This window comes from Micromonospora sp. NPDC005291, assembly GCF_040607415.1.
In the GTDB taxonomy this organism is placed as follows: domain Bacteria; phylum Actinomycetota; class Actinomycetes; order Mycobacteriales; family Micromonosporaceae; genus Micromonospora.
Map to the genome: position 1 here is coordinate 44,740 of NZ_JBEXGR010000007.1, position 25,602 is coordinate 70,341.

22 protein-coding genes, 1 tRNA gene and 2 pseudogenes are annotated in these 25,602 nt (G+C 71.0%); 18 read left to right on the top strand and 7 right to left on the bottom strand.

The features are described 5' to 3' along the window. Positions 1-99: 99 nt before the first annotated feature. On the top strand, positions 100-3,078 hold the full coding sequence (locus ABZT18_RS12495) for a BTAD domain-containing putative transcriptional regulator (RefSeq protein WP_354994533.1): 2,979 nt from the start codon (positions 100-102) through the stop codon (positions 3,076-3,078). 35 nt (positions 3,079-3,113) lie between these two features. Next, positions 3,114-4,523: a class II fumarate hydratase gene (locus ABZT18_RS12500; RefSeq protein WP_354994532.1), complete on the top strand. Its 1,410-nt coding sequence runs from the start codon at positions 3,114-3,116 to the stop codon at positions 4,521-4,523. Between the two features lie 16 nt (positions 4,524-4,539). Here the strand turns inward: ABZT18_RS12500 and ABZT18_RS12505 are convergent, their stop codons facing one another. After that, entirely contained in the window at positions 4,540-4,782 is a 243-nt protein-coding gene (locus ABZT18_RS12505) for a hypothetical protein (protein WP_354994692.1), read from the bottom strand. 113 nt (positions 4,783-4,895) lie between these two features. Between ABZT18_RS12505 and ABZT18_RS12510 the strand changes: the two are divergent. The 3 genes and pseudogenes from ABZT18_RS12510 to ABZT18_RS12520 form a co-directional block, all read left to right on the top strand. Continuing rightward, a pseudogene (locus ABZT18_RS12510) lies at positions 4,896-5,141 on the top strand (Scr1 family TA system antitoxin-like transcriptional regulator); the annotation flags it as partial. Further along, complete coding sequence (locus ABZT18_RS12515) at positions 5,132-5,314, top strand: DUF397 domain-containing protein (protein ID WP_354994531.1); 183 nt, start codon at positions 5,132-5,134, stop codon at positions 5,312-5,314. The pseudogene ABZT18_RS12510 and the gene ABZT18_RS12515, both read left to right, overlap by 10 nt. 175 nt (positions 5,315-5,489) lie before the next feature. After that, positions 5,490-6,089: a GNAT family N-acetyltransferase gene (locus ABZT18_RS12520; protein ID WP_354994530.1), complete on the top strand. Its 600-nt coding sequence runs from the start codon at positions 5,490-5,492 to the stop codon at positions 6,087-6,089. On the opposite strand, the gene ABZT18_RS12525 is transcribed toward ABZT18_RS12520, so the two are convergent. Next, on the bottom strand, positions 6,056-6,601 hold the full coding sequence (locus ABZT18_RS12525; protein WP_354994529.1) for a CGNR zinc finger domain-containing protein: 546 nt from the start codon (positions 6,599-6,601) through the stop codon (positions 6,056-6,058). The genes ABZT18_RS12520 and ABZT18_RS12525 overlap by 34 nt on opposite strands. 85 nt (positions 6,602-6,686) lie before the next feature. Between ABZT18_RS12525 and ABZT18_RS12530 the strand changes: the two genes are divergently transcribed. From ABZT18_RS12530 to ABZT18_RS12540, 3 genes are all read left to right on the top strand, one after another. Further along, a complete protein-coding gene (locus ABZT18_RS12530) occupies positions 6,687-7,652 on the top strand; it encodes a DMT family transporter (protein ID WP_354994528.1) in 966 nt (321 codons plus the stop codon). 13 nt (positions 7,653-7,665) lie between these two features. Then, positions 7,666-8,379: an HAD family hydrolase gene (locus ABZT18_RS12535; RefSeq protein WP_354994691.1), complete on the top strand. Its 714-nt coding sequence runs from the start codon at positions 7,666-7,668 to the stop codon at positions 8,377-8,379. Positions 8,380-8,476: 97 nt separating this feature from the next. Beyond that, complete coding sequence (locus tag ABZT18_RS12540; protein WP_354994527.1) at positions 8,477-10,165, top strand: S8 family serine peptidase; 1,689 nt, start codon at positions 8,477-8,479, stop codon at positions 10,163-10,165. 149 nt (positions 10,166-10,314) lie between these two features. Here the strand turns inward: ABZT18_RS12540 and ABZT18_RS12545 are convergent, their stop codons facing one another. Continuing rightward, positions 10,315-11,277, bottom strand: a complete 963-nt coding sequence (locus ABZT18_RS12545) for a DUF559 domain-containing protein (RefSeq protein ID WP_354994526.1) — start codon at positions 11,275-11,277, stop codon at positions 10,315-10,317. A 292-nt stretch (positions 11,278-11,569) separates the two neighbouring features. Then, positions 11,570-12,196, bottom strand: a pseudogene (locus ABZT18_RS12550) (helix-turn-helix domain-containing protein); the annotation flags it as partial. A 306-nt stretch (positions 12,197-12,502) separates the two neighbouring features. Here ABZT18_RS12550 and cysS point away from each other — a divergent pair. Further along, positions 12,503-13,918: a cysteine--tRNA ligase gene (gene cysS / locus ABZT18_RS12555; protein ID WP_355251315.1), complete on the top strand. Its 1,416-nt coding sequence runs from the start codon at positions 12,503-12,505 to the stop codon at positions 13,916-13,918. After that, positions 13,918-15,048: a 23S rRNA (guanosine(2251)-2'-O)-methyltransferase RlmB gene (gene rlmB / locus ABZT18_RS12560; protein ID WP_354994524.1), complete on the top strand. Its 1,131-nt coding sequence runs from the start codon at positions 13,918-13,920 to the stop codon at positions 15,046-15,048. Before cysS ends, rlmB begins: the two co-directional genes overlap by 1 nt. Positions 15,049-15,100: 52 nt before the next feature. Here rlmB and ABZT18_RS12565 read toward each other — a convergent pair whose 3' ends face one another. Both ABZT18_RS12565 and ugpC read right to left on the bottom strand, forming a co-directional pair. Continuing rightward, a complete protein-coding gene (locus ABZT18_RS12565) occupies positions 15,101-15,697 on the bottom strand; it encodes a hypothetical protein (protein ID WP_354994523.1) in 597 nt (198 codons plus the stop codon). Positions 15,698-15,864: 167 nt separating this feature from the next. Continuing rightward, on the bottom strand, positions 15,865-16,956 hold the full coding sequence (ugpC, locus tag ABZT18_RS12570; protein WP_354994522.1) for a sn-glycerol-3-phosphate ABC transporter ATP-binding protein UgpC: 1,092 nt from the start codon (positions 16,954-16,956) through the stop codon (positions 15,865-15,867). 350 nt (positions 16,957-17,306) lie between these two features. On the opposite strand from ugpC, the gene ABZT18_RS12575 reads away from it, so the two are divergent. The 4 genes from ABZT18_RS12575 (at position 17,307) to ABZT18_RS12590 (ending at position 19,214) form a co-directional block, all read left to right on the top strand. Next, positions 17,307-17,383 (top strand) — tRNA-Thr (locus ABZT18_RS12575). A gap of 299 nt (positions 17,384-17,682) precedes the next feature. Beyond that, the gene (locus ABZT18_RS12580) at positions 17,683-18,081 is read left to right on the top strand and encodes an AraC family transcriptional regulator (RefSeq protein ID WP_354994521.1); all 399 of its coding nucleotides are present in this window, start codon (positions 17,683-17,685) and stop codon (positions 18,079-18,081) included. Positions 18,082-18,116: 35 nt separating this feature from the next. Next, complete coding sequence (locus tag ABZT18_RS12585; RefSeq protein WP_354994520.1) at positions 18,117-18,536, top strand: VOC family protein; 420 nt, start codon at positions 18,117-18,119, stop codon at positions 18,534-18,536. Positions 18,537-18,548: 12 nt separating this feature from the next. Beyond that, the gene (locus ABZT18_RS12590; protein ID WP_354994519.1) at positions 18,549-19,214 is read left to right on the top strand and encodes a DUF998 domain-containing protein; all 666 of its coding nucleotides are present in this window, start codon (positions 18,549-18,551) and stop codon (positions 19,212-19,214) included. Between the two features lie 137 nt (positions 19,215-19,351). Here ABZT18_RS12590 and ABZT18_RS12595 read toward each other — a convergent pair whose 3' ends face one another. Then, positions 19,352-19,894 carry a hypothetical protein gene (locus ABZT18_RS12595; RefSeq protein ID WP_354994518.1) on the bottom strand — a complete coding sequence of 181 codons (543 nt, stop codon included), beginning with the start codon at positions 19,892-19,894 and terminating at the stop codon, positions 19,352-19,354. Positions 19,895-20,062: 168 nt separating this feature from the next. Between ABZT18_RS12595 and ABZT18_RS12600 the strand changes: the two genes are divergently transcribed. The 4 genes from ABZT18_RS12600 to ABZT18_RS12615 all read left to right on the top strand — a co-directional run bounded on the left by ABZT18_RS12600 (position 20,063) and on the right by ABZT18_RS12615 (position 25,600). Beyond that, positions 20,063-22,450, top strand: coding sequence for a M4 family metallopeptidase (locus ABZT18_RS12600; RefSeq protein ID WP_354994517.1), 2,388 nt, complete (start codon positions 20,063-20,065; stop codon positions 22,448-22,450). A 141-nt stretch (positions 22,451-22,591) separates the two neighbouring features. Continuing rightward, positions 22,592-23,359 (top strand): enoyl-CoA hydratase/isomerase family protein, encoded by a 768-nt coding sequence (locus ABZT18_RS12605; RefSeq protein WP_354994516.1) that lies wholly within the window; start codon positions 22,592-22,594, stop codon positions 23,357-23,359. A gap of 378 nt (positions 23,360-23,737) precedes the next feature. Further along, positions 23,738-24,007 carry a hypothetical protein gene (locus ABZT18_RS12610; protein ID WP_354994515.1) on the top strand — a complete coding sequence of 90 codons (270 nt, stop codon included), beginning with the start codon at positions 23,738-23,740 and terminating at the stop codon, positions 24,005-24,007. Positions 24,008-24,082: 75 nt separating this feature from the next. Further along, positions 24,083-25,600, top strand: coding sequence for a serine/threonine-protein kinase (locus tag ABZT18_RS12615; RefSeq protein ID WP_354994514.1), 1,518 nt, complete (start codon positions 24,083-24,085; stop codon positions 25,598-25,600). The last annotated feature ends 2 nt before the right edge of the window (positions 25,601-25,602 follow it).

Genomic DNA, 25,602 nt, shown 5'->3' on the forward strand with positions numbered 1-25,602 from the left:
CGCTGTCGATCCGCTCTCAGATCACTATCGCCTGACTGAGGCGATCCGTGACCGCCGGACTACTCTGCTGAAAGTTGCACCAATAATGCGGGAGAGTAGATGCGGTTCGGGATCCTGGGGCCCCTGCGAGTCGGCGGTGGCGAATCCACCGTCACCGCGGGACGCGACCGGATCGTTCTCGCCATGCTGTTGTTGCGAGCCGGCCGGCTCGTGCCGGTCGACGAACTGGTCGACGCGGTGTGGGAGGAGCATCCCCCGGCCACCGCTCGGGCACAGTTGCAGACCTGCGTGTCGCGGCTGCGCCGCCGGCTCGCCGAGCTCGGGCTGGCACCGGAGACCATCGTCACGGACCCGGCGGGGTACGGCGTCCGCACCGCACCGACCGACCTGGACGCCGAGGCCTTCGCCCGGGGTGTGGAGGCGGCCCGTGCCGCCGTCGCGGGCGGCCGGTTGGTCGAGGCGCGTACGGAATTCCGCGCCGCCCTGGCGCTCTGGCGGGGGCCGGCGCTCGGCGGAATCCTGAGCCGGAACGTCCGCCGTCGTGCCCAGGCGCTCGACGAGCAGCGTCTCACCGCGCTGGAGGAATGCGTCGACGTCGAGCTGCGCCTCGGCCAGGCAGCCGAGCTGATCGAGGAACTCGCTGAGAGCGTCGACCGGCATCCACTGCGGGAGCGCCTGCGTGGCCAACTGATGCTCGCCCTGTCCTCGGTCGGGCGCCAGGCCGACGCGCTCGCGGTCTACCGGGAGGGCCGGCGGACCTACACCGACGAACTGGGCATCGAACCGGGCGCCGAGTTGCAGGAGCTGCACCAACGGGTGCTCGCCGGCGACCTGGCCCTGGCCGGTCGGGAGAGCCCACGGGTCGCCCCGGTCCGCTCATTGCCCCGGGCGATCGGCGACTTCACCGGTCGGCAGGAGACACTGGCCCGCCTGGTGAAGGAGGTGGAGGACGGTGCACGAATCCAGCTCATCGACGGCATGGCCGGCAGCGGCAAGACCACCCTCGCGGTGCACGTCGCCACCGCTCTCGCCGACAACTACCCCGACGCCCAGCTCTACCTCGACCTGCACGGCCACAGTGAACGCACCCCGTTGACGCCGGCGGCGGCGGTGGCCACGCTGCTGCGGCAGCTCGGTGTGCCCGCAGAGCGGGTGCCGGCGAACCCGGAGGACCGGTTGGCGCTCTGGCGAACCGAGCTGGCCGGCCGGCGTGTCCTGGTGGTGTTGGACAATGCGGCCACCGCCGATCAGGTGGCACCGTTGCTACCCAACGGCTCGCAGTGCCTGATTCTGATCACCAGCCGTCGTCGGCTCGTCGGGGTGGACGAGGGACGACCGTCGTCGCTTCCGGTGCTCGACGCCGACGAGGCGGTCGAGCTGCTCGGGCGGGTGGCCGGCGTGGACCGGGTGGCGGCGGAGCCGGAGGCGGCCACCGAGGTGGCCCGCCGCTGCGGCCATCTGCCCCTCGCCATCCGGCTGGCCGGTGCCCGGCTGGCCCACCGGCCCCACTGGCGGATCGCCGACCTGGCCGAGCGGCTGACCTCGCGGCGGGATCCGTTGGCCGAGTTGGAGGCGGGCGAACGGTCCGTCGCGCGTGCCTTCGCCCTGTCGTATGCCCAGGTGTCACCGGCCGCGCAGCGCGCGTTCCGGCTGCTGGGCCTGCACCCGGGGGTACGGTTCGACACCCCGGTCGCCGCCGCTCTCACGGAGCTGCCCCTGCCCGAGACGCAGGACCTCCTGGACGAGCTGGTTGACGCGCACCTGGTGGAGGAGACGGAGCCCGGCCGCTACCGGCTGCACGACCTGGTCCGGGAGTACGCGCGGACGCTGGTGGCCGAGCCGGAGCGGGCAGACGAGCGGCGGGGCGGCATCGAGCGTCTGCTCGACCATCACCTGCACGTCGCCACGGCGATCGCCCGTGAGCGGGAACTCTCCTCGCTCCACACGCTGATCGTGGTGGCGGAGCCGCTCCGCCCTGACCTGGTCACGCTCGTCGCCGCGCAGGGTCGAGCCTGGCTCGACGAGAACCTCGCGGCCTGGACCGCCCTGGTCCGGTTGGCGGAGACCGAGGGGTTCCCCCGTTACTGCTGGCAGTTGGCGAGAGCCTGCTGGTACGCCCAGTTCGAGGGCGGTCGCCTGGATGAGCTGATCGAGACACACACCATCGGTCTGCGCGCCGCCGAGGAGTTGGGTGACGACAGGGCGGTGGCGACGATGCTCAACTATCTCGCCTCGGCCCACTACCGGCTGGGCGATTTCCCCGAGTCGATCCGGGTGATGGAGCGGTCACTCGGCATCTTCAGCCAGCTGGGCCTGCGCCACGAGCACCGCAAGACCCTGGGCAACCTGGGCAGCGCGTACGCCGCCAACTTCCAGTTCCGCCAGGCCCGGGAGTGCTACGACGCCGCCTGGACGCTGGCGACGCGGATGCGAGACAAGGTAGCGCTGGCGAACGAGCTCAACAACGTGACGATGACCCTGCTGCTCTGGGGACGCCACGACGAGGCGCTGCGCACCGCCCGACGGCACCTGGGGATCGCCCGCGAGATCGGCGACCCGCGACGGATCGGCAATGCCCTCGGGCACCTCGGAATGGTCCGACATCGGATGGGCGACGTGGCACCGGCCGGCCGGTTGCTGCGGGTGGCACTGCGCTTCAAGCGGGAGCTGGGCACGCGGTTCGGGGAGGGCGAGGTGCTCAACGAGATCGCGACGATGGAACGGGAGGCCGGCCGTCCGGAGCGGGCTGCCGACCTGCACCGCGCTGCGCTCGTCGCGATGACCGAGGTGGGGGACCGCATCGCCCAGTGCGGCTCGCGCAACCTGCTGGCCCGAGCCATCCTGGATCAGGGCGACGTGACCAGCGCGCTCAACCTGCATCGCCAGGTGCTCGCCGATGCCACCAAGCTAGGTTCCCCATACGAGCTGGGCCGGGCGCTGGAGGGCATCGCCCGCTGTCTGCTGCCAACCGACGCGGCGGCGGCGCGCGCGCACCTGACCCGGGCACTGTTCCTGTTCCGGCAGATCGAGTCGCCGGACCGGCACGAGGTGGAACGGCTGTTGGCCGAGTTGGGCTGACGGATCATCTGCGAGTCGGCCACGGGCGCGGCAGGATGGTACGCGTGACGACTCCAGAAGCGACCGGTTACCGCATCGAACGCGACTCGATGGGCGAGGTGGAGGTGCCCGCCGAGGCGCTGTGGCGGGCACAGACCCAGCGCGCGGTGCAGAACTTCCCGATTTCGGGCCGGGGCCTCGAACCGGCCCAGATCAAGGCCCTCGCGCAGATCAAGGGCGCGGCGGCCGAGGTCAACGGTGAGCTGGGTGTGATCGACGCGAACGTGGCCGCCGCCATCGCCGCCGCCGCCGCGCACGTGGCCGACGGCGGTTACGACGACCAGTTCCCGGTGGACGTGTTCCAGACCGGCTCGGGCACGTCGTCGAACATGAACACCAACGAGGTGATCGCCACCCTGGCTACCCGGGAGCTGGGTCGGGACGTGCACCCGAACGACCACGTCAACGCCTCCCAGTCGAGCAACGACGTCTTCCCGTCCTCGATCCACCTGGCTGCCACCCAGTTCATCGTCGAGGACCTGCTGCCGTCCCTGGCCCACCTGGCGTCGGCGCTGGAGGCCAAGGCGGCGGAGTTCGAGACGGTGGTCAAGGCCGGGCGTACCCACCTGATGGACGCCACCCCGGTCACCCTGGGCCAGGAGTTCGGCGGGTACGCCGCCCAGGTCCGCTACGGCGTCGAACGGCTGGAGGGCTCGCTGCCCCGGCTGGCCGAGCTGCCGCTGGGCGGCACGGCCGTGGGCACCGGGATCAACACCCCGCTCGGCTTCGCCGCCGCCGTGATCGGCAGGCTGCGCGAGTCGACCGGGTTGCCGCTGTCCGAGGCGCGCAACCACTTCGAGGCGCAGGGCGCCCGTGACGCGCTGGTGGAGACCTCGGGGCAGCTGCGTACCGTGGCGATCGGTCTTTACAAGATCGCGAACGACATCCGCTGGATGGGTTCCGGCCCTCGTGCCGGCCTGCGAGAGCTGCGCATCCCCGACCTCCAGCCCGGCTCGTCGATCATGCCGGGCAAGGTCAACCCGGTGGTCGCCGAGGCGATGCGGCAGGTGTGCGCACAGGTGATCGGCAACGATGCGACTGTCGGTTTCGCCGGCTCGCAGGGCGACTTCGAGCTGAACGTCATGCTGCCCGTCATGGGCCGCAACCTGCTGGAGTCGATCCGGCTGCTCTCCGCGGTGAGCAGGCTGTTCGCCGACCGGCTGGTGGCCGGCCTGGTCGCGGACGCCGAGGTCTGCCTGGCGTACGCCGAAGGTTCGCCGTCGATCGTCACCCCGCTCAACCGCTACCTGGGGTACGACGAGGCCGCGTCGATCGCCAAGGAGGCGCTGGCCAAGCAGGCCTCGATCCGCGAGGTGGTGATCTCCCGGGGCCACGTCGACTCCGGCAAGCTCACCGAAACCCAACTCGACGAGACGTTGGACCTGCTCCGGATGACCCATCCCTGACCTGCGGGTGTCCTGCTCAGCGCGGGCCGCCGCGCGGCGCCGCCCAGCCGAGGAAGCGGGTGAATAGCGCCGCGGGGTTCGGGCCGTCGTGTGGGTTGAGTCGGTACAGGTCGGCGGCCGCGTCGTGCAGGACCGTGCACAGGTAGATGCTCAACGCGATCCGGTTGTGGGCGTACTCCTGGTGCAGGGTGAGTCGGGCGACCGGGCACGGCCAGGGCGCGGCGCAGACCCGGCAGAGCCAGAGCGGGCGCAGCGGCAGGTGCGGTCGCCGTAGCGGCCTGGTCTGGTCGTCCCCGGGGCGCTCCGGGTCATGGTGCGGCCTTCCTTTGGAGCTGAATCGTTTGCGGCATCACCCCGTTCGCCCCGGCGCTGGTTCAGCTACATGTCGTGCCGCGCACCGCCGAGGAATATCCCGGCCTGAACGGGCCGTTCATCCTTGCCACGCATGCCGACCACAGCGACCTTGCCTACCTTGGTGGCCAGATAGGTGGTCAGGAACTCGACCGACCAGCCGATCTTCTCCGCCTACAGTGGACCTGGGAAGCGACCCTCGGGCAGGCCTTGCCACCGCAGGAGTCGATCGAGTTGCTGAGGGAAGTGGCGGAGTCGTGGAGTTGACCCGAGCCCGATGGCGGAAGAGCAGCCGGAGCGGTTCCAACGACCAGTGCGTCGAGGTGGCTACGAATCTGGGGGCCGTGGTCGGGGTGCGAGACAGCAAGGACCCGGACGGGCCCGTGCTCGCCGTCGACGCGTACTCCTGGCGGCTCTTCGTGGCCGCGCCCCCGCGCTGACGCGACCGCCTCGCGGGCGACGGCGGTCCGGGTTCCCCGCGCAACTTCGCCGAAGTTGCTGCCTCAGCGCGGCGCGAAGCAGCAGTTTCACCGATGTTGCGCGGATCTTGCGAGCGGGCGGCGGCCTCGGGTAAACGGCTCGACGGAATCGCGGGGTGGGCGGGATGATCCGGTCATGGGTGGGAACGATGCGGCGCTGCCTGCGGGGACCGAGCGTTTGCGGTTGCGGCGGCTCACCACGGGCGACGTGGACGCGTTGGTCGAGCTGGACAGTGATCCCGAGGTGATGCGGTTCCTCACCGGTGGCGCCGCCACTCCGTTGGCCACTGTTCGCGATGAGCAGTTGCCGAGGCTGCTGGCCCAGTACGACCGGCACCCCGGGCTGGGGCGCTGGGCAGCGCTCGACCGGGAGACCGGCGACTTCCTCGGCTGGTTCGCACTCGACCCGTCGGCAGACGGCACCGAGGCCGAGCTGGGCTACCGGCTGCGCCGCTCGACGTGGGGGCGAGGGCTGGCCACCGAGGGTTCCCGGGCGCTGGTCCGGTACGCCTTCGACACGGTCGGGGTGCGGCGGGTCTGGGCCGAGACGATGACGGTCAACGACCGGTCCCGGCGGGTGATGGTCAAGGCCGGGCTGCACCACGTGCGTACCTTCCACCTTCAGTGGGACGACCCGATTCCGGGCACCGAGCACGGCGAGGTGGAGTACGAGTTGCGGGCCGAGGCGTGGTCAGCCGTCGGTCAGGAGCGGCCGGCCGCCCGGCGGGCGCGATAGGCGGTCACCGCGGCGCGGTTGCCGCAGCCGGCCTCGCAGAACCGCCGTGACCGGTTGCGGGACAGGTCGACGACGACGTTGTCGCAGTCCGGGTACTCGCAGATCCGCAGCCGGCTCAGCTCGCGTGCGCGGACCAGGTCGGCCACTGCCATCGCCGCCTCCACCGCGATCCGGGTGGCCAGCGGCGCGTCGCGGGGCACGGCGTGCAGGTGGTACGGCTCGTCGTCGTGCTCGATGAGCTGGGGCAGCGCCCGGTGTTCGAGCAGCAGGCCGTTGACCACCGCGACGATCTCGGGCGGCTCGGCGTGCCAGATGCGGCGCAGCCGGGGCCGCAGGTCCCGGACGGCGCGCAACTCGGCGTCGGTGTGCTCGTGCCGCCCGCTGTACGCGTGCCGGAGGAAGAACGCGTCCAGCGCGGCGATGTCGGGCAGCAACTCGCCGTCCCGACCCGCGGTGTTGACCAGCGCGGCGGTGGCGATCAGCGAACATTCGGTGTCATGAGCGAATAGCAACTTGACTCCTGTCACAGGGGCCGCCTAGCGTCATCAGCACAAGGATAGTTTGCTCATGACGCGGTGCCATCCCGAGGAGCACGACATGCACTCACGACCTGCCGCCGGTGCCGGGCTGGCGCTGCTCTCCGCAGTCACCTTCGCCACCTCGGGCACCTTTGCGCGATCGCTCATCGACGCCGGCTGGTCGGCCGGGTCCGCAGTGATCGCCCGGGTCGGTGTGGCGGCCCTGGTGCTGGCGATCCCCGCGCTGCTGTCGCTGCGGGGGAGGTGGCACGTGCTGCGGAGCAACGCCGCAGCTATCGGGATGTTCGGGCTGCTCGGGGTGGCGCTGGCCCAGGTCTGCTTCTTCAACGCCGTGCGTTACCTGCCGGTCGGTGTCGCGCTGCTGCTGGAGTACCTGGGCGTCATCCTCGTCGTGGGCTGGATGTGGCTGCGGCACGGGCAGCGTCCCCGCCGGCTCACCGTGGCCGGGTCGGTGGCTGCCCTGACCGGGCTGGCGTTCGTGCTCGATCTCGCCGGCACCGCCGACTTCCACCCGGTGGGCGTGCTCTGGGGTCTGGGCGCGGCATTCGGCCTGGCCGGCTACTTCGTGCTCGCCGGCCGGGTCGATCCCCGGCTGCCCTCGGTCGCCATGGCGAGTGGTGGAATGGCCGTCGGCGCCGCTGTGCTGCTCCTCATCGGGCTGACCGGCCTGCTGCCGCTGCACGCCACCTTCGGCGAGGTCACCTTCGCCGGCCAGTCCACCAGCTGGCTGCTGCCCATCGCCGGGCTCTCCCTGGTGGCCGCCGTCATCGCGTACCTGGCCGGGATCGCCGGCACCCGCATCCTCGGCCCCCGGCTGTCGTCCTTCGTCGGGCTGACCGAGGTGCTCTTCGCGGTGCTGATCGCCTGGCTGTTCCTGAACGAGCTGCCCACCGGCTGGCAGCTGTTCGGTGGCGCGTTGATCGTCGCCGGCGTCGCGCTGGTGCGCCTCGATGAGCTGCGCGGGTCGCCGTCGGCGTCCGCGCCTGTCGCGCCCGAGCCTGTGCTGGCGCTCGATGGTCGGTGAGACAGTGGGCACCGTGCTGACCACTGTGGTGTTCGACGCCGACGAGACCCTGCTGGATCTGCGCCCGGCGGTGACCGGCGGGCTGGTCGCCGTCCTCGACGACATGCGGCGGCGCACCCCGGCGGCGGCCGGGGTGACGCTCGCCCAACTGGAGTCCGACTGGGGCGCGGTCTTCGGCGAGCTGCGGGCCGCCCCGGTGGCGGAGATCCGCCGCGCCGCGCTGGCCCGGTCGCTGGCCCGCGCCGGGCTGGACGACCACCTGGACGAGGTCGCGGCTCTCTTCTTCGCCCGCCGATTCGCCCTCACCCGACCGTTCCCGGACGTTCCGCCGGCACTGGCCGCGCTGCGCGACCGGTACACGCTGGGCTTCGCCACCAACGGCAACAGCCGCGCCGAACGCTGCGGGCTCGTCGGTGAGTTCGCCTTCGAGGTGTACGCGCACGAGAACGGCCTGCCCAAGAAGCCCGCCCCGGAGTTCTACGCTGCGGTGGTCGCGGCGGCCGGGGTGCCAGCCGGGCAGATCGTGTACGTCGGTGACTCGTGGGAGCACGACGTGGTGGGGCCCCGGCAGGCCGGCCTGCGATCGGTGTGGTTGAACCGCCTCGGCCTGCCGCGCCCGCTCGGGATCGCGCCCGATGCCGAAGTGTCCAGCATGGCCGACCTGCCGGCCGCGCTCGCCCATCTGCGTATCGATGCCGGTGGTGTCCCCGTCGAACTGGGCACATGAAGCAGAGATTCACCGCCATAACGGGCGCTCATCTGGCGTAAACCCGCATGTTGTTGTGTGATGGCTGCCACGTCCCTCAACGAGAGGATCCGATGTGGTGAGCACGCGCTTCACCGCCGGTGCTGTCGCGACCGCGGCAGTGCTGGCACTTACGGCTTCGGGGCTGGGTGTACCTGCCAGTGCCGCGCCGAGCAACTCCCGCACCTTCACAGTCGTCGCCGAGGACGGCGTCGCCGCCGACACTGCGGTCGCCGCGATCCGGGCAGCCGGCGGCACGGTGGTGTCCCGGTCCGACGAGGTCGGCATGTTCCAGGTCACCAGCGACCGGGCCGACTTCGCGGCCAGGGCGATCGTAGCCCCGACGCTGATCGGTGCCGCCGAGCAGAAGGCCATCGGCCGCAAGCCGAAGCTGGACCGGGTCGAGCAGGAGCACCTGACGGCCGCTGCCGGTGCTGCCGCTGGTGCCGCCGCTCGGAAGGGCGCCAAGCTGGACCCACTCGACGACAAGCTCTGGGGCCTGGAGATGATCCGGGCTGACAAGGCCCGCAAGATCGAGCCGGGTGACCGTCGCGTGACCGTCGGCGTACTGGACACCGGCGTCGACGCCAGCAACCCGGACATCGCGCCGAACTTCAACTGGTCGCTGTCGCGCAACTTCGCGCCGGACCTGACCGACGTGGACGGCCCCTGCGAGGTGCCGAGCTGTCTCGACCCGGTCGGCACCGACGACGGCGGGCACGGCACCCACGTGGCCGGCACCATCGGCGCCGCGGCCAACGGCTTCGGCCTCTCCGGTGTTGCCCCGAACGTCTCGCTGGTCGAGCTCAAGGGCGGCCAGGACTCCGGCTACTTCTTCCTCGACCCGGTGGTCAACGCCCTGGTCTACGCCGGCCGCTCCGGGATCGACGTGGTCAACATGTCGTTCTACGTCGACCCGTGGCTCTACAACTGCACCGCCAACCCCGCCGACTCGCCCGAGGACCAGGCCGAGCAGCGGGCCATCATCAAGGCGATGAAGCGGGCGCTGGTCTTCGCTCACAACAAGGGCGTCACCCTGGTCGGTGCGCTCGGCAACGGCAACGAGGACCTGGGCGCACCCCGTACCGACGTCAGCAGCCCTGACTACGGTGCCGACCCGTACCCCCGGCCTATCGACAACGAGAGCTGCTGGGACCTGCCCACCGAAGGCCCGCACGTGATCGGTGTGTCGTCGGTCGGCCCGTCCGGCAAGAAGTCGGACTTCTCCAACTACGGCACCGAGCAGATCTCCGTCGCCGCCCCGGGCGGTTGGTTCCGGGACGGCTTCGGCACGGACACGTTCCGTACCGACGCCAACATGATCCTCTCCTCGTACCCGAAGCACGTGCTTCAGGAGGAGGGCTCGGTCGACGCCGACGGCAACATCGTCGCCGGCTTCGAGGAGTCGGTCTTCAAGCAGTGCAAGGCCAACGGTGAGTGCGGCTACTACACGTACCTGCAAGGCACCTCGATGGCGTCCCCGCACGCCGCCGGTGTCGCCGCGCTGATCGTGAGCCGGTACGGCAAGCCGGAGCGCCGGGGTGGCTTCGGGATGTCGCCGGACCTGGTCGAGCAGCACCTCTACCGGACGGCGGCCGAGCACGCCTGCCCGGAGCCGCGGCTGCAGCAGTACCGCAACGAGGGCCGGGACGAGACCTACGACGCGTACTGCGCCGGTGGGGTCAACTTCAACGGCTTCTACGGCTACGGGATCGTCGACGCCTACGCGGCGGTGAAGACCCCGCTCAAGCCGAACGCCCGCCCGTAAGGCACCGCCTCGGGGCCCGGTCGACGATCGTCGACCGGGCCCCGCTGGCGTTTCCGGCCATGATCAACACCATGTCGCCGACATTGCGGTATCCGCGTTGGGTGATGCCCCCATGTCGGCGACCTGGTGTCGATCAGCTCTTGAGGTGATCACCTGCGCCAGCCGCGGGAGATGAGGGCCGAGCGGACTTCGCTCAGCACTGCCGGAAAGTCGTTCTGCAGCCGCCGGCTGGTCACGTGCAGCACCAACCAGCCCGCGCCGACGAGCAGGTTGAGCCGTCGACGGTCGCGGTGCAGTTGCTCGGGGTCAGAGTGCCAGCGGCCGTCGTACTCCACCGCCACCCGGAACTCGGGCCAGGCCAGATCGGGGTGCAGCACGAGCCCGCCAGCCAATTGGATCGGGTGCTGGGCAACCGGCCGGGGTAGCCCGCCCAGCACCAGACGCACCCGTAGTTGCGACTCGGGCGGCGATTGCGCGCCCGGATCGGCCAGATCGAAAACCCAGCACGCGCGTCGGCCGCCCGGCCGGTCCGCGTTGGCGGTGCCGACGGCGGTCAGCGCAGCTCGGGTGGTCAAGCCGCTCGCGAGCAGCGAGTCGACGATGGCGACCGCACGCAGCGGGTCCAACCAGGCTGCGGTCTCCCACGCCGCAGAGGATGGATCCGTTCGGCAGAGTGTGGGGTTGCTCTGCGATCCGGGTAGAGCCGTCATCGGCGTGGGTGGCGGTGGGCTCGGACCGACGCCAAGCCCCTGCGTCGCAGGAACGCCGGCACCGGCCAGGTGCACGCGTAGGCCGCGTTGAGAGTCGACGCGGCCGACCCTCGGCACCAGAACGTGCACGTCGTCCTCGAAGCCGGCGGCGTGTTCGATGCCATGGAGGTACGCCGAGGAAGGCCCAGCGATCATCGCCCCCAGCGGCAGCCGCAACGTTGCCGCCCGGCAGGCCAGCCCGTGGTCACGATCGAGGCGGGCGTCGGCGTACACGTCGTGCCGAAGGCGGACCCAGGACGAGCCGCGTAGCTGGTGTCTGGTGACCAGGCCTCGTCGGATCACGTCGGAACCGCGGAAGACCTGCCAGGCGAGGGCGGGAGGCCGGTGGGGGCGAGGAGGCATGCGGCCAGCCTCCGACCCCCGGCATGGCGTCCGATACCCCTGTGGACAGCGCCCGGCGGTCACGCGTCCGGTGCCTGTGGACGACTGCCAGGCACCCCGATCGAAGTGCTATACGGCGAGATCATCACCATGTCGGCGAAGTGGCGCTATCGATCGGCGAGAATGCCGCAATTTCGGCGATGTGAAGTTGATCAAGCCGCGGCGGGCGGCGGGTGTTGGGACGGCGGGGACGGCGGGCGGCGGCGGTGGGCGGTGGGACGGAGGGGGCGGCGGGCGGTGGGCGGTTCAGGGGTCAGCGGAGGGCAGTGGCGATGGCCGCAGCGGCGGTCAACACCTGGGGGCCGATCGTGCCGACGTCCAGCGGGGCGAGTGCGACCACGCCGACGCTGGCCTCCAACCCGGCTACGCCGAGCACTGGCGCGGCCACCCCGTACGCCCCGGCCTGCAACTCCCCGCTGCTGCTCACCGGTTCCGCCACTCCGGCCCGACCAGCCAGGATGGCCCGGCCCGCCGCGCCCCGGTCCAGCGGATGCCGAGCCCCGGCCCGGTACGCGACGTGGAACGACGTCCAGCTCGGCTCGACCACGGCCAGGGCGACACCCTCGCCGCCCTCGACCACGGTCAGATGCGCGGTCGCGCCGGCCTGCTCAGCGAGGCGGCGTAGCGCGGGCAGCGCACCCTCGGCGAGCAACGGCTGAGCGCGTCGGGCCAGGTGCAGCAACCCTGCGCCGAGGCGCAGCCGGCCGTCGCCGTCTCGGCGCAGCATGCCGTGCCCGGTCAGCGGGCCGACCAGCCGGTAGACGGCCGCCCGGCCGACGCCGAGCCGGTTCGCGGCCTCGGTGACGGTCAGTCCTCCCGAGGCGTCGGCGACCAGGTGCAGCAGCCGTAACCCTCGGTCGAGGGTCTGCGACGTCTCCCCGACCCGCCCCGCGACAGCGTCAGCCTGCCCGGCAACCGCGTCGGCCTGACCCGCGACCGCGTCGGCCTGACCCGCGACCGCGTCGGCCTGACCCGCGACCGCGTCGGCCTGACCCGCGACCGCGTCGGCCTGACCCGCGACCTCGTCGGCCGGGCCCGCGACCGCGTCGGCCTGCCCGGCACCCGCGTCGGCGGCGGCGCTGGGGTTGGCCGGCGGTTCACCGGAGTGTGCGGTCGCATCCACGCCTGGCAGCGTACGACCCGGCACCGGCGGACCCGGACAGGCACGGACAGCTACCCTTGTACGGTGACGCTACGCCTGTATGACACCGCCACCCGATCGGTGCGGGACTTCGTCCCGCGGGAAGCCGGCAAGGTGGGGGTCTACCTGTGTGGTCTCACCCTTCAGGCCCCGCCGCACATCGGTCACCTTCGCTCCGGTGTCAACTATGACGTGCTGCGCCGCTGGCTGCTGGCCGCCGGCTACGAGGTCACCTTCATTCGCAACCTGACCGACATCGACGACAAGATCCTGGTCAAGGCGGGCGAGCAGGGCCGACCGTTCTGGTCGATCGCGTACGCCAACGAGTTGGTCCTCGCCGAGTCGTACCGGGCGTTGAAAGTTTTGCCGCCCACCTACGAGCCGCGCGCCACGGGGCACATCCCGGAGATGCACGAGCTGATCACGAAGTTGATCGCCGACGGGCACGCGTACCCGGCCACCGACGGCTCCGGCGACGTCTACTTCGACGTGGCGTCCTGGCCGGCGTACGGATCGCTGTCGAATCAATCCCCGGACGCGATGCAGTCGGCCGGCGATGCCCCCGACCGGGGCAAGCGGGACGCGCGCGACTTCGCGCTCTGGAAGGGCGCCAAACCGGACGAACCGGCGGACGCCTACTGGCCGTCGCCGTGGGGGCTGGGCCGCCCGGGCTGGCACATCGAGTGCTCGGCGATGTGCTGGCGGTATCTCGGCCCGGAGTTCGACATCCACGGCGGAGGGCTGGACCTGACGTTCCCGCACCACGAGAACGAGCTCGCCCAGTCCCAGGCGGCCGGGCTGCCGTTCGCCCGCTACTGGGTGCACCACGGGCTGCTCAGCATCGGTGGGGCCAAGATGGGCAAGTCCGCCGGCAACGCGCTTGGCCTGGCATACGTGGACTCGCTCGGGGTGCGGCCGGTGGAGCTGCGCTACTACTACGCTGCCGCGCACTACCGCTCGGTGATCGACTATTCGGAGGATTCGCTCCGCGAGGCGGCGACCGCGTACCGCCGGATCGAGGGTTTTCTGCAGCGGGCGGCTGAGCGGGTCGGTGCCGGGCAGTTCGGTGAGCTGCCGGCCGGCTTCGTCGCGGCGATGGACGACGACCTCAACACGTCCGCCGCGCTGGCCGTGCTGCAACAGCACCTCAGGGACGGCAACACCGCGCTGAGCACCGGCGACGATGTGACCGTCCGCACCACGCTGGCCGTGGTACGGGCGATGCTGGATATCCTCGGGATCGACCCTCTCGACCCGGCCTGGACCGGTGACGGCCGCTCCGATGATCTGAGTGCCGTGGTGGACTCCCTGATCGCGCTGGCCCTGGAACAGCGCGCGCAGGCCCGGGGCCGCAAGGACTGGGCTGCCGCCGATGCGGTACGCGACCAGCTCAAGCTGGCCGGCGTGGTGGTCGAAGACACCCCCCAGGGACCCCGTTGGACTATTGGAGAGCAGGACTGATGGCCGGCAACTCGCAGCGCCGTGGCCGGCGACTGACGTCGAAGGCGGGGGCCCCCAAGGGCACCGGCGGCAAGAACAAGGACTCGTTGGCTGGGCGGGGGCGCACCCTGCCCGCCGACGAGCGGCCGTGGCACAAGGGCTACTCGGGCACCGAGAAGCTGCCCCAGCGCACCGCCTGGAAGCAGGACAAGGAGCGCCGCGTCGCCTCCGAGGAGGGGCGCGCTCCGAAGATCGGTCAGCCGGGCAGCAAGGACACCACCTGGGGCAGGGGCGGCGGTCGGGGCGTGCCGGTCGGCCGGGGTGCCACCGGCGGCCGGGGCGGCAAGCCCACCGCACGGTCCGGCCCCCGGGTCGCACCGGGTCGCAAGTCCAACCCGAGCAAGGACACGCCGGAGCTGCTGGTCGGGCGTAACCCGGTGGTGGAGGCGCTGCGCGCCCTGGTGCCGGCGACGGCGCTCTACATCGCCCAGGGCATCGACACGGACGACCGGATCAACGAGATCATCCGGACCGCGGCCGACCGCGGCATCGCCAACCTGGAGATCAGCCGGGCCGAGCTGGACCGGATGACCGGCGGGGTGCTGCACCAGGGCGTCGGGCTGCAGGTGCCGCCATTCGCGTACCAGCCGTTCGAGGACCTGGTCGCCGCTGCCCTGGAGCAGCAGGCTCCGCTGCTGGTCGCGCTGGACGGTGTCACCGACCCGCGCAACCTGGGTGCCGTGATCCGGTCGGCCGCCGCGTTCGGCGCGCAGGGTGTCTTCGTACCCGAACGGCGGGCTGCCGGGATCACCGCGACGGCCTGGCGGACCAGTGCCGGCGCGGCCGCGCGGGTGCCCGTGGCGCAGGTGACCAACCTGACCCGGTCGCTGAAGGCGTGTCAGAGCGCCGGCTTCATGGTGGTCGGCCTGGACGCCGACGGCGACACCGACCTCTACGACCTGGAGGCTGCGGTCGGGCCGCTGGTGGTGGTGGTCGGTTCCGAGGGGCGCGGGCTTTCCCGCCTGGTCGGGGAGACCTGCGACCTGACCGTCAGCATCCCGATGATCTCTGAGGTCGAGTCGCTCAACGCCAGCGTGGCCGCCGCGGTCACCCTGGCCGAGGTCGCCCGTCGGCGGGCTGCCGAGCTGTAGAACACGTCGACGAGGCCCCTTCCCGGATGCGGGAAGGGGCCTCGTTGTCTGTCTAGATCTGATGAGTCCAGGCGACGAAGAGCAGCGCCCCGGCCAGCGCGAGCAGCAGCGCAGTCGGGATCAGCCAGGCCGGGCGCCGCTCCCCGTCGAGACTGCGGGTCAGCCGTTGGTGCACGGCGGCGATGCCGATCAGCGCGGCCAGCCCGAAGGCGGCGATCGGCAGGCCGACGAGGAAATGCGCCAGCCACGCGCCGGCCATGGTCGGGCCGCCCCAGGAATCGTCGTACGGACCTCGATCGACCACCCCGTACAGCACGCCGCGCAGCACCAGCAGCACCTGCACGCCGAGCGGCAGCAGGGCCACCGCACCGAGGAGCAGGCTGAGCAGCGCGTGACCGAGCACCGCGGCCGGGCCGGGTCGGCGGCCCGACGCAGAGGTCGGCGGCACCCCGAGCAGCCCGGTACGCAGGGACCGCCAGCGGGCGGCGGCCGCACCGGTCCCGCCCAGCGGGGCCGTGACCAGCGTGAACAGTGCGACCGGCACCAGCGTCGCGCAGTAGGCGAGGCTGCGGCCGGCGAGGCGGGCCGTTCGGTACGGCCGCGAACGGGTGGCCGGCTGAGCGACGGTGGTGGCGAGAACGGCGGGCACGGCGTCTCCTCGGGTTCGGGTGCCGTGACGGTACGAGCGGGGCCCGCCGTGCCGAGTCACCCCGCAGAGCCACATTCGGGCTGGCTCCGCAGGGGCAGAGCCGAGCGCCGGTACGACGACAGGGGCGGCCCGCCGAAGCGGACCGCCCCTGTCGGTACGGCGTTACGTCAGATCCGGCTGCCGGTGGCGGCGTGGAAGACGTGGCTGCGACCGACGGCCGGCCTGACGAACACTGTGTCACCCATGTTCGGCATGTTGCGTCGGTCGGTGCGGACGACGAAGCGCTCCGAGTTGCCACCCAGTGCGGCGTGGCCGTAGACGTTGGCGTCCGAGCCGAGGTCCTCGACGAGCTCGACCACGACCGGCATGCCGCCCTCGGTCGGGCTGACCAGCTCGCAGTCCTCCGGGCGGAAGCCCACGGTGACCTTGCCGTCGCCACCCTCGGCGCGGGCCGCCTCGACCTGCTCCCGGGTCAGCGGGATGTGCAGCTCGGCGAACTCGGCGCCCTTCTCGTTCAGCGGAACGGTCTTGATGTTCATGGCGGGAGAGCCCATGAAGCCGGCGACGAACACGTTGGCCGGGGTGTCGTAGAGCGCCCGCGGGGTGTCCACCTGCTGCAGGACACCGTCGAGCAGCACCGCGACCCGGTGACCCATGGTCATGGCCTCGACCTGGTCGTGCGTGACGTAGACCGTGGTAACGCCCAGCTTGGCCTGCAGGGACGCGATCTGGGTACGGGTCTGCACGCGCAGCTTGGCGTCGAGGTTCGACAGGGGCTCGTCCATGAGGAAGACCTGCGGCTCGCGGACGATCGCCCGGCCCATCGCGACACGCTGACGCTGACCACCGGAGAGCGCCTTCGGCTTGCGGCCGAGGTATTCCTCCAGCTGGAGCAGAGCGGCCGCTTCCTTGACCCGCCGGTCGATCTCCGACTTGGAGGTCTTACGCAGCTTGAGGGCGAACGCCATGTTCTCGTACACCGTCATGTGCGGGTAGAGGGCGTAGTTCTGGAAGACCATCGCGATGTCGCGGGCCTTCGGGGGGAGGTGCGTGACGTCACGCTGGTCGATGTAGATCGAGCCGGCGTCGACGTCCTCCAGGCCGGCGAGCATCCGCAGGCTGGTGGACTTGCCGCAACCGGAGGGGCCGACCAGAACGAGGAACTCGCCGTCGCCGATCTCAAGGTCCAACTCGTTGACGGCGGGACGCTCTTGGCCCGGGTAGACCCGGGACGCCTTGGAATAAGTGACCGTAGCCATGGTGAAGCGCTTCCTTTCACCGGCAGGAACGTGCCGGACGATCCGAGTGAAGGAGCGACCGGCACGTGTCCGTGCCGGTCAGCGGACGGCGTCTCGGTCGCGAGGGCGCCGGGTTGTCGTCCGTGTCACTGCACGGTAAACGGGTTTACCCGCCCTGCCAAGGCGGGGAGCGTCTCACGCAACCCATCGCCTACGCATTCCGGTCACTCCGGCACGGTCGGACATCAATCGACGCGCGACCCAGCGATGTCGAGGCGTACGGGCGTCGGGTTACTGACGTTTCCCGTGCTCGGGAGGCCTCGCGAGCGGGATATCCGGACGTCAGTCGCTATGCTGACCCCGACGCACGCGCCCCTGTAGCTCAGCTGGCCAGAGCACTCGCCTTGTAAGCGAGATGTCGCCGGTTCGATCCCGGCCGGGGGCTCCAATTTCATCAGGCTTTTCCCGATGGGCACAGCCGCGAGTCGACCGGTTGACAGCAACGCGGACCATGCCCGCAGCAGCGTGGCTGCCCTGCTCACCATCTCGCCCGATTCCGGTAAGTAAATGCGCTGTCAAAGCACACCGTGGGCGCTGGCGTTACGGCTGACCTGAGTTCAGCGCCGCGATACCCGACCGGACGACCGGAAAGCGTTCCAGCCGTTTCGAGCGCGGCGACGCCTTACGGGTCTGGCGGCGGTCAGCGGTAGCCTGGGCCTGGCAACGAGCGGAGCGAGACGGGGGCGGATGAGTCGCGCGGTGGAGGAGTCGAACCGGGCGATGCTGCGTGCCCGGGATGCGATGGACCGGGCGTACGCCGAGCCTTTGGACATCCCCGCGCTGGCCCGGATCGCGCACGTTTCCGAGGCGCACTTCATCCGTACCTTCCGGGCCACCTTCGGCGAGACCCCGCACCGCTACCTGCAACGTCGCCGGGTCGAGCGGGCGATGTCGTTGCTGGTGGACACCGGGCGGGACGTCACCGAAATCTGCTTCGCGGTCGGCTTCAGCAGCCTGGGCACGTTCAGCCGGACCTTCCGGGAGATCGTCGGGGAGTCACCCACGAACTTCCGCCGACGCGCCATGCCAACCAACGTGCCGTCGTGCTTCACCAAGGCCTGGACCCGACCCAGCAGTTTTGGATAAGCAGCAGGTCACGGTCCACGTCTAGCGTGATTGCCATGACGATGAACGCGATCAGCCGCTCCCAGATCTACGTCCTCGACCAGGACGAGGCACTCGACTTCTACGTGAACAAGCTCGGCATGGAGCTCAACACCGACCAGGACCTCGGCTTCATGCGCTGGCTGACGGTCAACCTGCCCGGTGACCCGGAGCGCGAGATCCTGCTGGAGAAGCCGGGTCCGCCGGCGATGGACCCGGCCACCGCGGCACAGGTCCGGGAGTTGCTCACCAAGGGGGCGCTGGGCGGCGCGCTCTTCATGACCACCGACGACGCCCACAAGACGTACGCGGAGCTGGTGGCGAAGGGTGTCGAGATCACCGACGAGCCGACCGAGCGCCCGTACGGGATCGACTTCGGAATCCGGGACCCGTTCGGTAACCGGATCCGCGTCGGCCAGATGTTCCCCCGGGCGTAGGGGAGCGGACCGATGAGCCAGGCCGCACCTTTCCCCGTGGTACGACCGGCCTCCGTCGGTCGGGACCGTGCGCTGCTGGCCGGCGGTGTGCTCGCTGGCCCGATCTTCGCCGCTTCGGCGCTGCTCCAGGGGTTCACCCGGGACGGCTTCGACTTCCGGCGGCACCCGGTCAGCGTGTTGAGCACCGGTGAACTGGGTTGGATCCAGATCGCCACGTTCCTGGTCACCGGAGTGCTCTGCGTGCTGGCAGCCGGGGCGCTCCAACGCTCCACCAGCACCGGTTCGGTCTGGGTGCCCCGGCTGCTCGCCCTGTACGGGCTGGGCATGGTGGGGGCGGCGATCTTCAGCGCCGACCCGGCCGACGGGTTCCCCGTCGGCACGCCTCGGGGCGCCGGCCAGATCAGTTGGCACGGCGGCCTGCACTTCCTGGTGGCGGCGGTCGCCTTCGTGTCGTTGATCGTGGCGACGGTGGTCGCCGGTCGCCGTGCCGCGCGGCGTGGGTCGGGGGGTCGGGCCGGGTTCAGCCTGGCGACCGGGGCCTTCTTCGCGGTGGCCTGGGTGGCGCTGATGGTCCGCCCGGCTCCGGCCGTCATGGTGGCGTTCGGCCTGGCGGTGACGGTTGGTTGGGTGTGGGTGTCGGTCACCTTCGCGCGAGCGGCGTCCGGCCAGGTGGACTGAGCTGGCTGCCGTCACACCGGGAGGCACGGGTATTTTCCCGTGCCTCCCGCTGTGTTCAGGTTCGCCCGCCCGGTCAGTGAGGGAGTCGCCGTGGCCCACCTGCCGCCACAGTGGCGTGGCACCGGCCTGCCCTCGGACTACCTGGTCTCAGTGGCCCGTAGCAGCAGTTCAACCAGAGCCCGCGTGGCCGGCGGCGGGGTTGTCTCGGTCGGGCAGTCGACATAACCGGTCTCGATCGTGCCGACGGTGAGCTGGTAGCTGAACGCGTCCGCGCAGGCGCTCGACGGGGTCGTTCGACGCGCCTCGGCGGCCAGCCGGGGGTCGGCCGCCAGCCCCGTCAGGCCGCCGAGGTCGGCAGGGCTGAGGCGGCCGGTACGCCGGCTGCCGGCCCGGTCCACCGCGGTCCACTGGCCGTCCGGCTCAACGGTCACGACATCACCGCGGCCGGCGAAGCCGCCGGAGCGCTTCAGCATCACCCGGCTGGCCGCGGCGCTGACCGTGGGGGCGACCGTGGGGGCGATGGTTGCCGGCGGAGCGTCGGTGGCCGGGGCGGTCGGGGTCGTGCCGGGGGTGCTCGGCCCCTGGTCAGGGGTGGTGCCGGCCCCGTCGGTGCTGGTGCAGCCGGCCAGGAGGGCGACCAGTAGCGCGATCGTGACGCCGGTTGTCGAGGCGGGTCTCATGTCCGTCGGACGCGCTGAACCGGCCGTTGGTTCCCTTGTCAAGAGCCTCATCCGAACGGCCATTGTCGATGTCCGGGAGCGGTCCAGGGCTTCTCTTTTCTTCAACACATAGCTATATCTACATGCGTGACTACCCCTGTCACACTCTTTCTCCTTTCTGGAGGGCACGTGAAACGACCCCTCGCCGCTGTCAGCGCAGCGCTGCTCACAAGCGGCCTGCTGGCCTGCGTCGCCACCTCGGCGCATGCGGCTCCGCCCACCGCCCCCGCGCCGGATGCCTCCGCCGCGGCCGTGGCGGCGACCGTCCTGCAAGCGAACCCCGGCGCCGTCCAGGGTTCGAGCGCAGAGGCCTACCAGGTGCGAAGCACCAAGGTGGACGCCACCGGCGCCACGCACACCCGCTACACCCGGACCTATCAAGGACTGCGGGTGTACGGCGGCGACTTCGTCATCCACGCCACGCCGAGTGGCACCTACGCCGGCAGTTCGGTCGGTCTGGCCGCACCGCTGACCCTCGGCACCACGGCCAAGGTCGCCTCCGCAGCGGCGAAGAAGGCCGCCCGCGCAGGGTTCACCGGCACGGTCGAGGCGGTGGGCGCCCCGGAGTTGTTCGTCGACGCCAGCTCCGGCCAGGGCCGGCTGGCCTGGGAGACCGTGGTCAGTGGCTGGCAGCCCGACGGGCAGACCCCGTCCCGGTTGCACGTGATCAGCGACGCCACCACCGGTGCGGCCGTCGGGTCGTACGACGAGATCGAGTCGGTGGTCGGCAGCGGCCAGGGCATTTACACCGGCGCGGTCAGCATCGACACGACGCTCTCCGGCAGCACGTACCAGATGATCGATCCGTCGCACGGCAACGGCCGTACCTGCGACATGAACAACGGCACCTCGTCCTGCACCACCTTCACCGACGCCGACAACGCGTGGGGCACCGGAGCGAACTCCAACCGGCAGTCCGCCGGCGTGGACGCTCACTTCGGCGCGGCGAAGACGTTCGACTACTTCAAGAACACGCACGGCCGTAACGGCATCTTCGGCAACGGCACCGGCGTGCCGAGCCGGGTGCACTACGGCAACAACTACGTCAACGCCTTCTGGGACGGCGCCCAGATGACCTACGGTGACGGCTCCGGCAACTCCCGCCCCCTCGTCTCGCTGGACGTGGCTGGGCACGAGATGAGCCACGGTGTCACCGAGGCGCTGGCCGGCCTGGTCTACTCCGGCGAATCCGGCGGCCTCAACGAGGCCACCAGCGACATCTTCGGCAACATGGTGGAGTTCTACTCCGCCGCGCCGAGCGACCCGGGCGACTACCAGGTCGGTGAGAAGATCAACATCAATGGCAACGGTACGCCGCTGCGTTACATGTACAACCCGTCGCTGGACGGCTCGTCCGACAGTTGCTGGTCCACCAGCACGAAGAACAAGGACGTGCACTACTCGTCCGGCGTTGCGAACCACTTCTACTTCAACCTCGCCGAGGGCACCGGCGCCACCGCGTACGGCACCTCACCGGTCTGCGGTTCCGCCCCCGCGGTGACCGGCATCGGCCGGGCCAAGGCCGAGAAGATCTGGTACCGGGCGCTGGACGTCTACTTCACCTCCAACACGTCGTACGTCAACACCAGCAACCCGGCGAACACCGCCCGCGCCTACAGCCTGCGGGCGGCCACCGACCTGTACGGCAGCTGCTCCACCGAGTACAAGGCCGTGCAGTCCGCCTGGACCGCGGTGAACGTGGCCGGCAGTGACTCGACCTGCTCGACCGGCAACGACTTCTCCGTGTCGCTCTCGCCGACCGCCGGCTCGGTGAACCCGGGCAGCTCGGCCTCCACCACCGTGGCGACCGCCACCACCAGCGGTACGGCGCAGACCGTGACGTTCTCCGCGTCGGGCCTGCCCAGCGGGGCGAGCGCCGCGTTCAGCCCCGCCTCGGTGACCTCGGGCGGCTCGTCCACCCTCACCATCAGCACCTCGGCGAGCACCGCGCCGGGCACCTACACGGTCACCGTGAACGGTGCGGGTGCGGTCACCCGTAGCGCCACGTACCGGTTGACCGTGAACGGCTCCGGTGGCGGCTGCACCGCGCCCGGTCAGAAGCTGGCCAACCCGGGCTTCGAGTCCGGCGCGACCGGCTGGACGGCCAGCTCCGGCGTGATCACCAACTCCAGCAGCCAGGCGGCCCGCACCGGGTCGTACAAGGCGTGGATGAACGGGTACGGCAGCACCCGCACCGAGACGCTCGCCCAGTCGGTGAGCCTGCCGGCCGGCTGCGCGTCGTACGCGCTCAACTTCTGGTTGCACATCGACTCCGCCGAGACCACCACCAGCGTCGCGTACGACAAGCTCAGCGTGCAGGTGCTCAACTCGGGCGGGACCGTGCTGGCCACGCTGGCGACCTACTCGAACCTGAACAAGGCCACCGGCTACAGCCAGAAGTCCTTCTCCCTGGCCGCGTACGCCGGTCAGACCGTCAGCCTGAAGTTCACCGGCACCGAGGACTCCTCGTTGCAGACGTCCTTCGTGGTCGACGACACGGCGCTCACCGTCTCCTGACCTGACCGATCGCCGAGAGGACCCGGCGGCCACCCCTCGACGGTGGTCGCCGGGTCCGCGCCGTTATGGTCGCCGCACCGGCGCACGCTGCCGGCGGGCCAGATCGGCGGCGTCGGACAGGTGGCGCGGAAAGGGGCGGACGTGTCGGACGCGGAGTTGACGGTCGAGGTGACCGGGCCGGTCGCGACCGTGGTGATCCACAACCGGGCCCGACGCAATGCGATGACCGCCGCCATGTGGCGTCAGCTCCCCGAACTGCTCGACCGGGTGGAGCCCGACCCGGGCGTACGGGCGTTGGTGCTCACCGGCGCGGGCGACGCCTTCTGCGCTGGTGCCGACCTCGGCGACCTGGCCGAGCTGTTGGACGCCGGCGACGCCAGCATCGCGGTGGCCGCCGAGGAACGGCTGGCCAGCTTCGCCAAACCGACCGTCGCCGCCATCCGAGGCGCCTGTGTGGGAGGCGGTGCTCAGCTCGCGGTCGCCTGCGACCTGCGCATCGCTGCGGAGGATGCCCGGTTCGGCGTACCGCCGGCTCGGCTCGGTCTGGTCTATCCGGCACCGACGACCCGCCGGCTGGCCCGGCTGGTCGGCCCGTCCGCCGCCAAGCATCTACTCTTCACCGCCGAGCTGATCGACGCCGAGCGCGCCCTGCGGGTCGGCCTGGTCGACGAGGTGCTGCCGGCCGACCGGCTCGCCGAGCGGGTGGACGAACTGACCACGACGATCGCCCTGCGGTCACCGTTGAGCGTCGCCGCCGCCAAGGAGATCATCGACGACCGTGCCGGGCCCGCGCGGATCGCCTGGTGGCACCGGAAGGTGGCGACCACCGGCGAGGCCCGGGAGGGGGTCGCGGCGATGACCGAGCGGCGTACGCCCCGCTTCGCCTGGCAGCCACCGACCAACGACTGACGTTTTAGTCGTCGTCGTCGATGGGTAGTCCCCGCTCCACACGGTGATCGGGGGACCACTATGGACGCGACAGCAGCGGATCCGGACGGGACCGAGCGGGGATCACGCCGCCTCCGTCTGCTTCTCCTCGTCGTGCTGTTGCCCGCTGTGGTCGGCGCGCTCGCGGTCGGTGTCGTGATGGTTGGTCACCATACGAGCGCCTTCGGCGGTGTCCCGCCGAGCTGGGCCAGCAACCTCGGAGCTGTCCTGAGGATTCTGGGACTGCTCATCGCGGCTACCACGGCCCTCTGGGCGGCAGGTACGGGCCAGATCGGTGCCCTTCGGAACTCGCCGCTCGTGACCTTGAGCTGGTCGCATCGCTGGCGTCTGGGTCGGCAGGTGCGACGCGGCATCCCCGAGGCCGGTGAAGACCTGTCCCTGCTGTGGCACACCGCCCGGCAACTTGCCGGGCAGCGGTGGCAGGCTGTGGTGCTGGCCGGGACAGCGATGTGGGTCGTCGGTCAAGCGCTCCAGCAGTTCGCCTCGGTCTGGGCGGTGCTCGGCGGTCTGATGGCTGCGGTGGGCGCTGTGGGGGTTCCGCTGGTCTTCTGGGAAGTGCACCGGGCTGAGGCGTACCTGCGCGATCATCCCGACCCGACCGGGCGGTAAGGGCCTCCGTTTCACCCATCGCAACACCTCGATCCGGGCTGGCCCGTTGCCGGTCGGTACGGCAGGCTGTCAGTCGTGCAGCGTGATCAGTTGCTTGCGGGCCGCTACCGGCTCCTGGAGCGTCTCGGCAGTGGCGGCATGTCGACGGTGCACCGGGCGTACGACGAAGTGCTCGAACGGGACGTCGCGGTGAAGGTGCTCGTCACCTCGGATGCCAACGCCCGACAGCGGATCCGGGGCGAGGCCAAGGCGGCGGCCCGGCTGTCGCACCCACACGTGACGAGCGTCTACGACTTCGGCGAGTCCCCGGTCGACAACAACCAGGTCCCGTTCGTGGTGATGGAGCTGCTCGACGGCCACACCCTCGAACAACGGCTGACGGCCGGGCCGCTGCCGCCCCGCGCGGGTCTGCGGGTCTGCGCCGAGGTGGCCTCCGCCCTCGCCGCCGCACACGCCCAGGAGTTGGTCCACCGCGACATCAAGCCGGGCAACGTGATGCTCACACCCACCGGCGCCAAGGTGCTCGACTTCGGCATCGCGGCGGCAGCCGGCGAGTCGGAGATCGACTTCGAGGGGCGGCTGCTGGGGACGCCGGCCTATCTCGCCCCGGAACGACTACAGGCCGGCGAGGTGCTGCCAGCGTGCGACGTGTACGCCCTTGGCCTGCTGCTGCGCCGGGTGCTCACTGGCCGGCTGCCGTGGCATGCCGAGGGGCAGACCGGGATGCTCCGCGCGGACACGCGTGTCGAGCCGGACCCACTGCCCCAGATCGACGGCGTGCCGCCCGAGGTGCAACGGCTCTACCGCTGGTGCCTGGCCCGCGACCCCGCCGACCGGCCACCGGCCGTCGAGGCGGCCCGCATCCTGCTCGTCGCCTCCACCGCAGTGGCCGTCGTCGGCGGAACCGCCCCCGGTCCGGCTGCCGTTGCGGCCGGACCGGCACCATGCGCCGTCGAGCAGACGGACACCGCGACCGTCGATCCGGCGGAGCCGACAAGCGGTACCGATAACTCCGGGCGCTGGTCGCGGCTTCGGCAGCGGGTCATGCTGGCGGTCTCCGGCGTGGTGATCGCCGTGGTGGCGATGGCCGGGTCGCTCGGCGACTCGAGCAATCGTCGGCCGGGGCAGGACACGCCATCGACCGGCATCGGCCCGGGCACCACGGCGGTGGGGATGCCACGCAACGATGAGCCGACCGCCGCGGTCGACCCCCGACCGTCCGCCGTCCCGTCGGCCAGGAAAACTGCGTCCAAAACCCGGACCGGCCCCCCGACCGGTCCGGGCGGGACGGCTGCCCCGGGCCCGACTGCCACCATCCCAGGACCGACCCCGAGCGGGGTCGCGCCGACGCCCACTCCTTCCGGCGGGATGCCGGTGGACGCTCTCGGCGGGACGGTCACCGTCCGCTGCCTCGGGGCGTCGGCCGAGGTGCTCGCGGTGACACTCGCACCCGGATACGAGGCGGCGGCGTACGACCCGGGCCCGGCGAAACGGATCCAGGTTGAGCTGACCTCCGCCGAGCACCGCAGCGAGATCCGGGTGCACTGCGCCAACGGCCGCCCGAAACCGAAGGTCAAGGAGCGCGCCGCCTGACG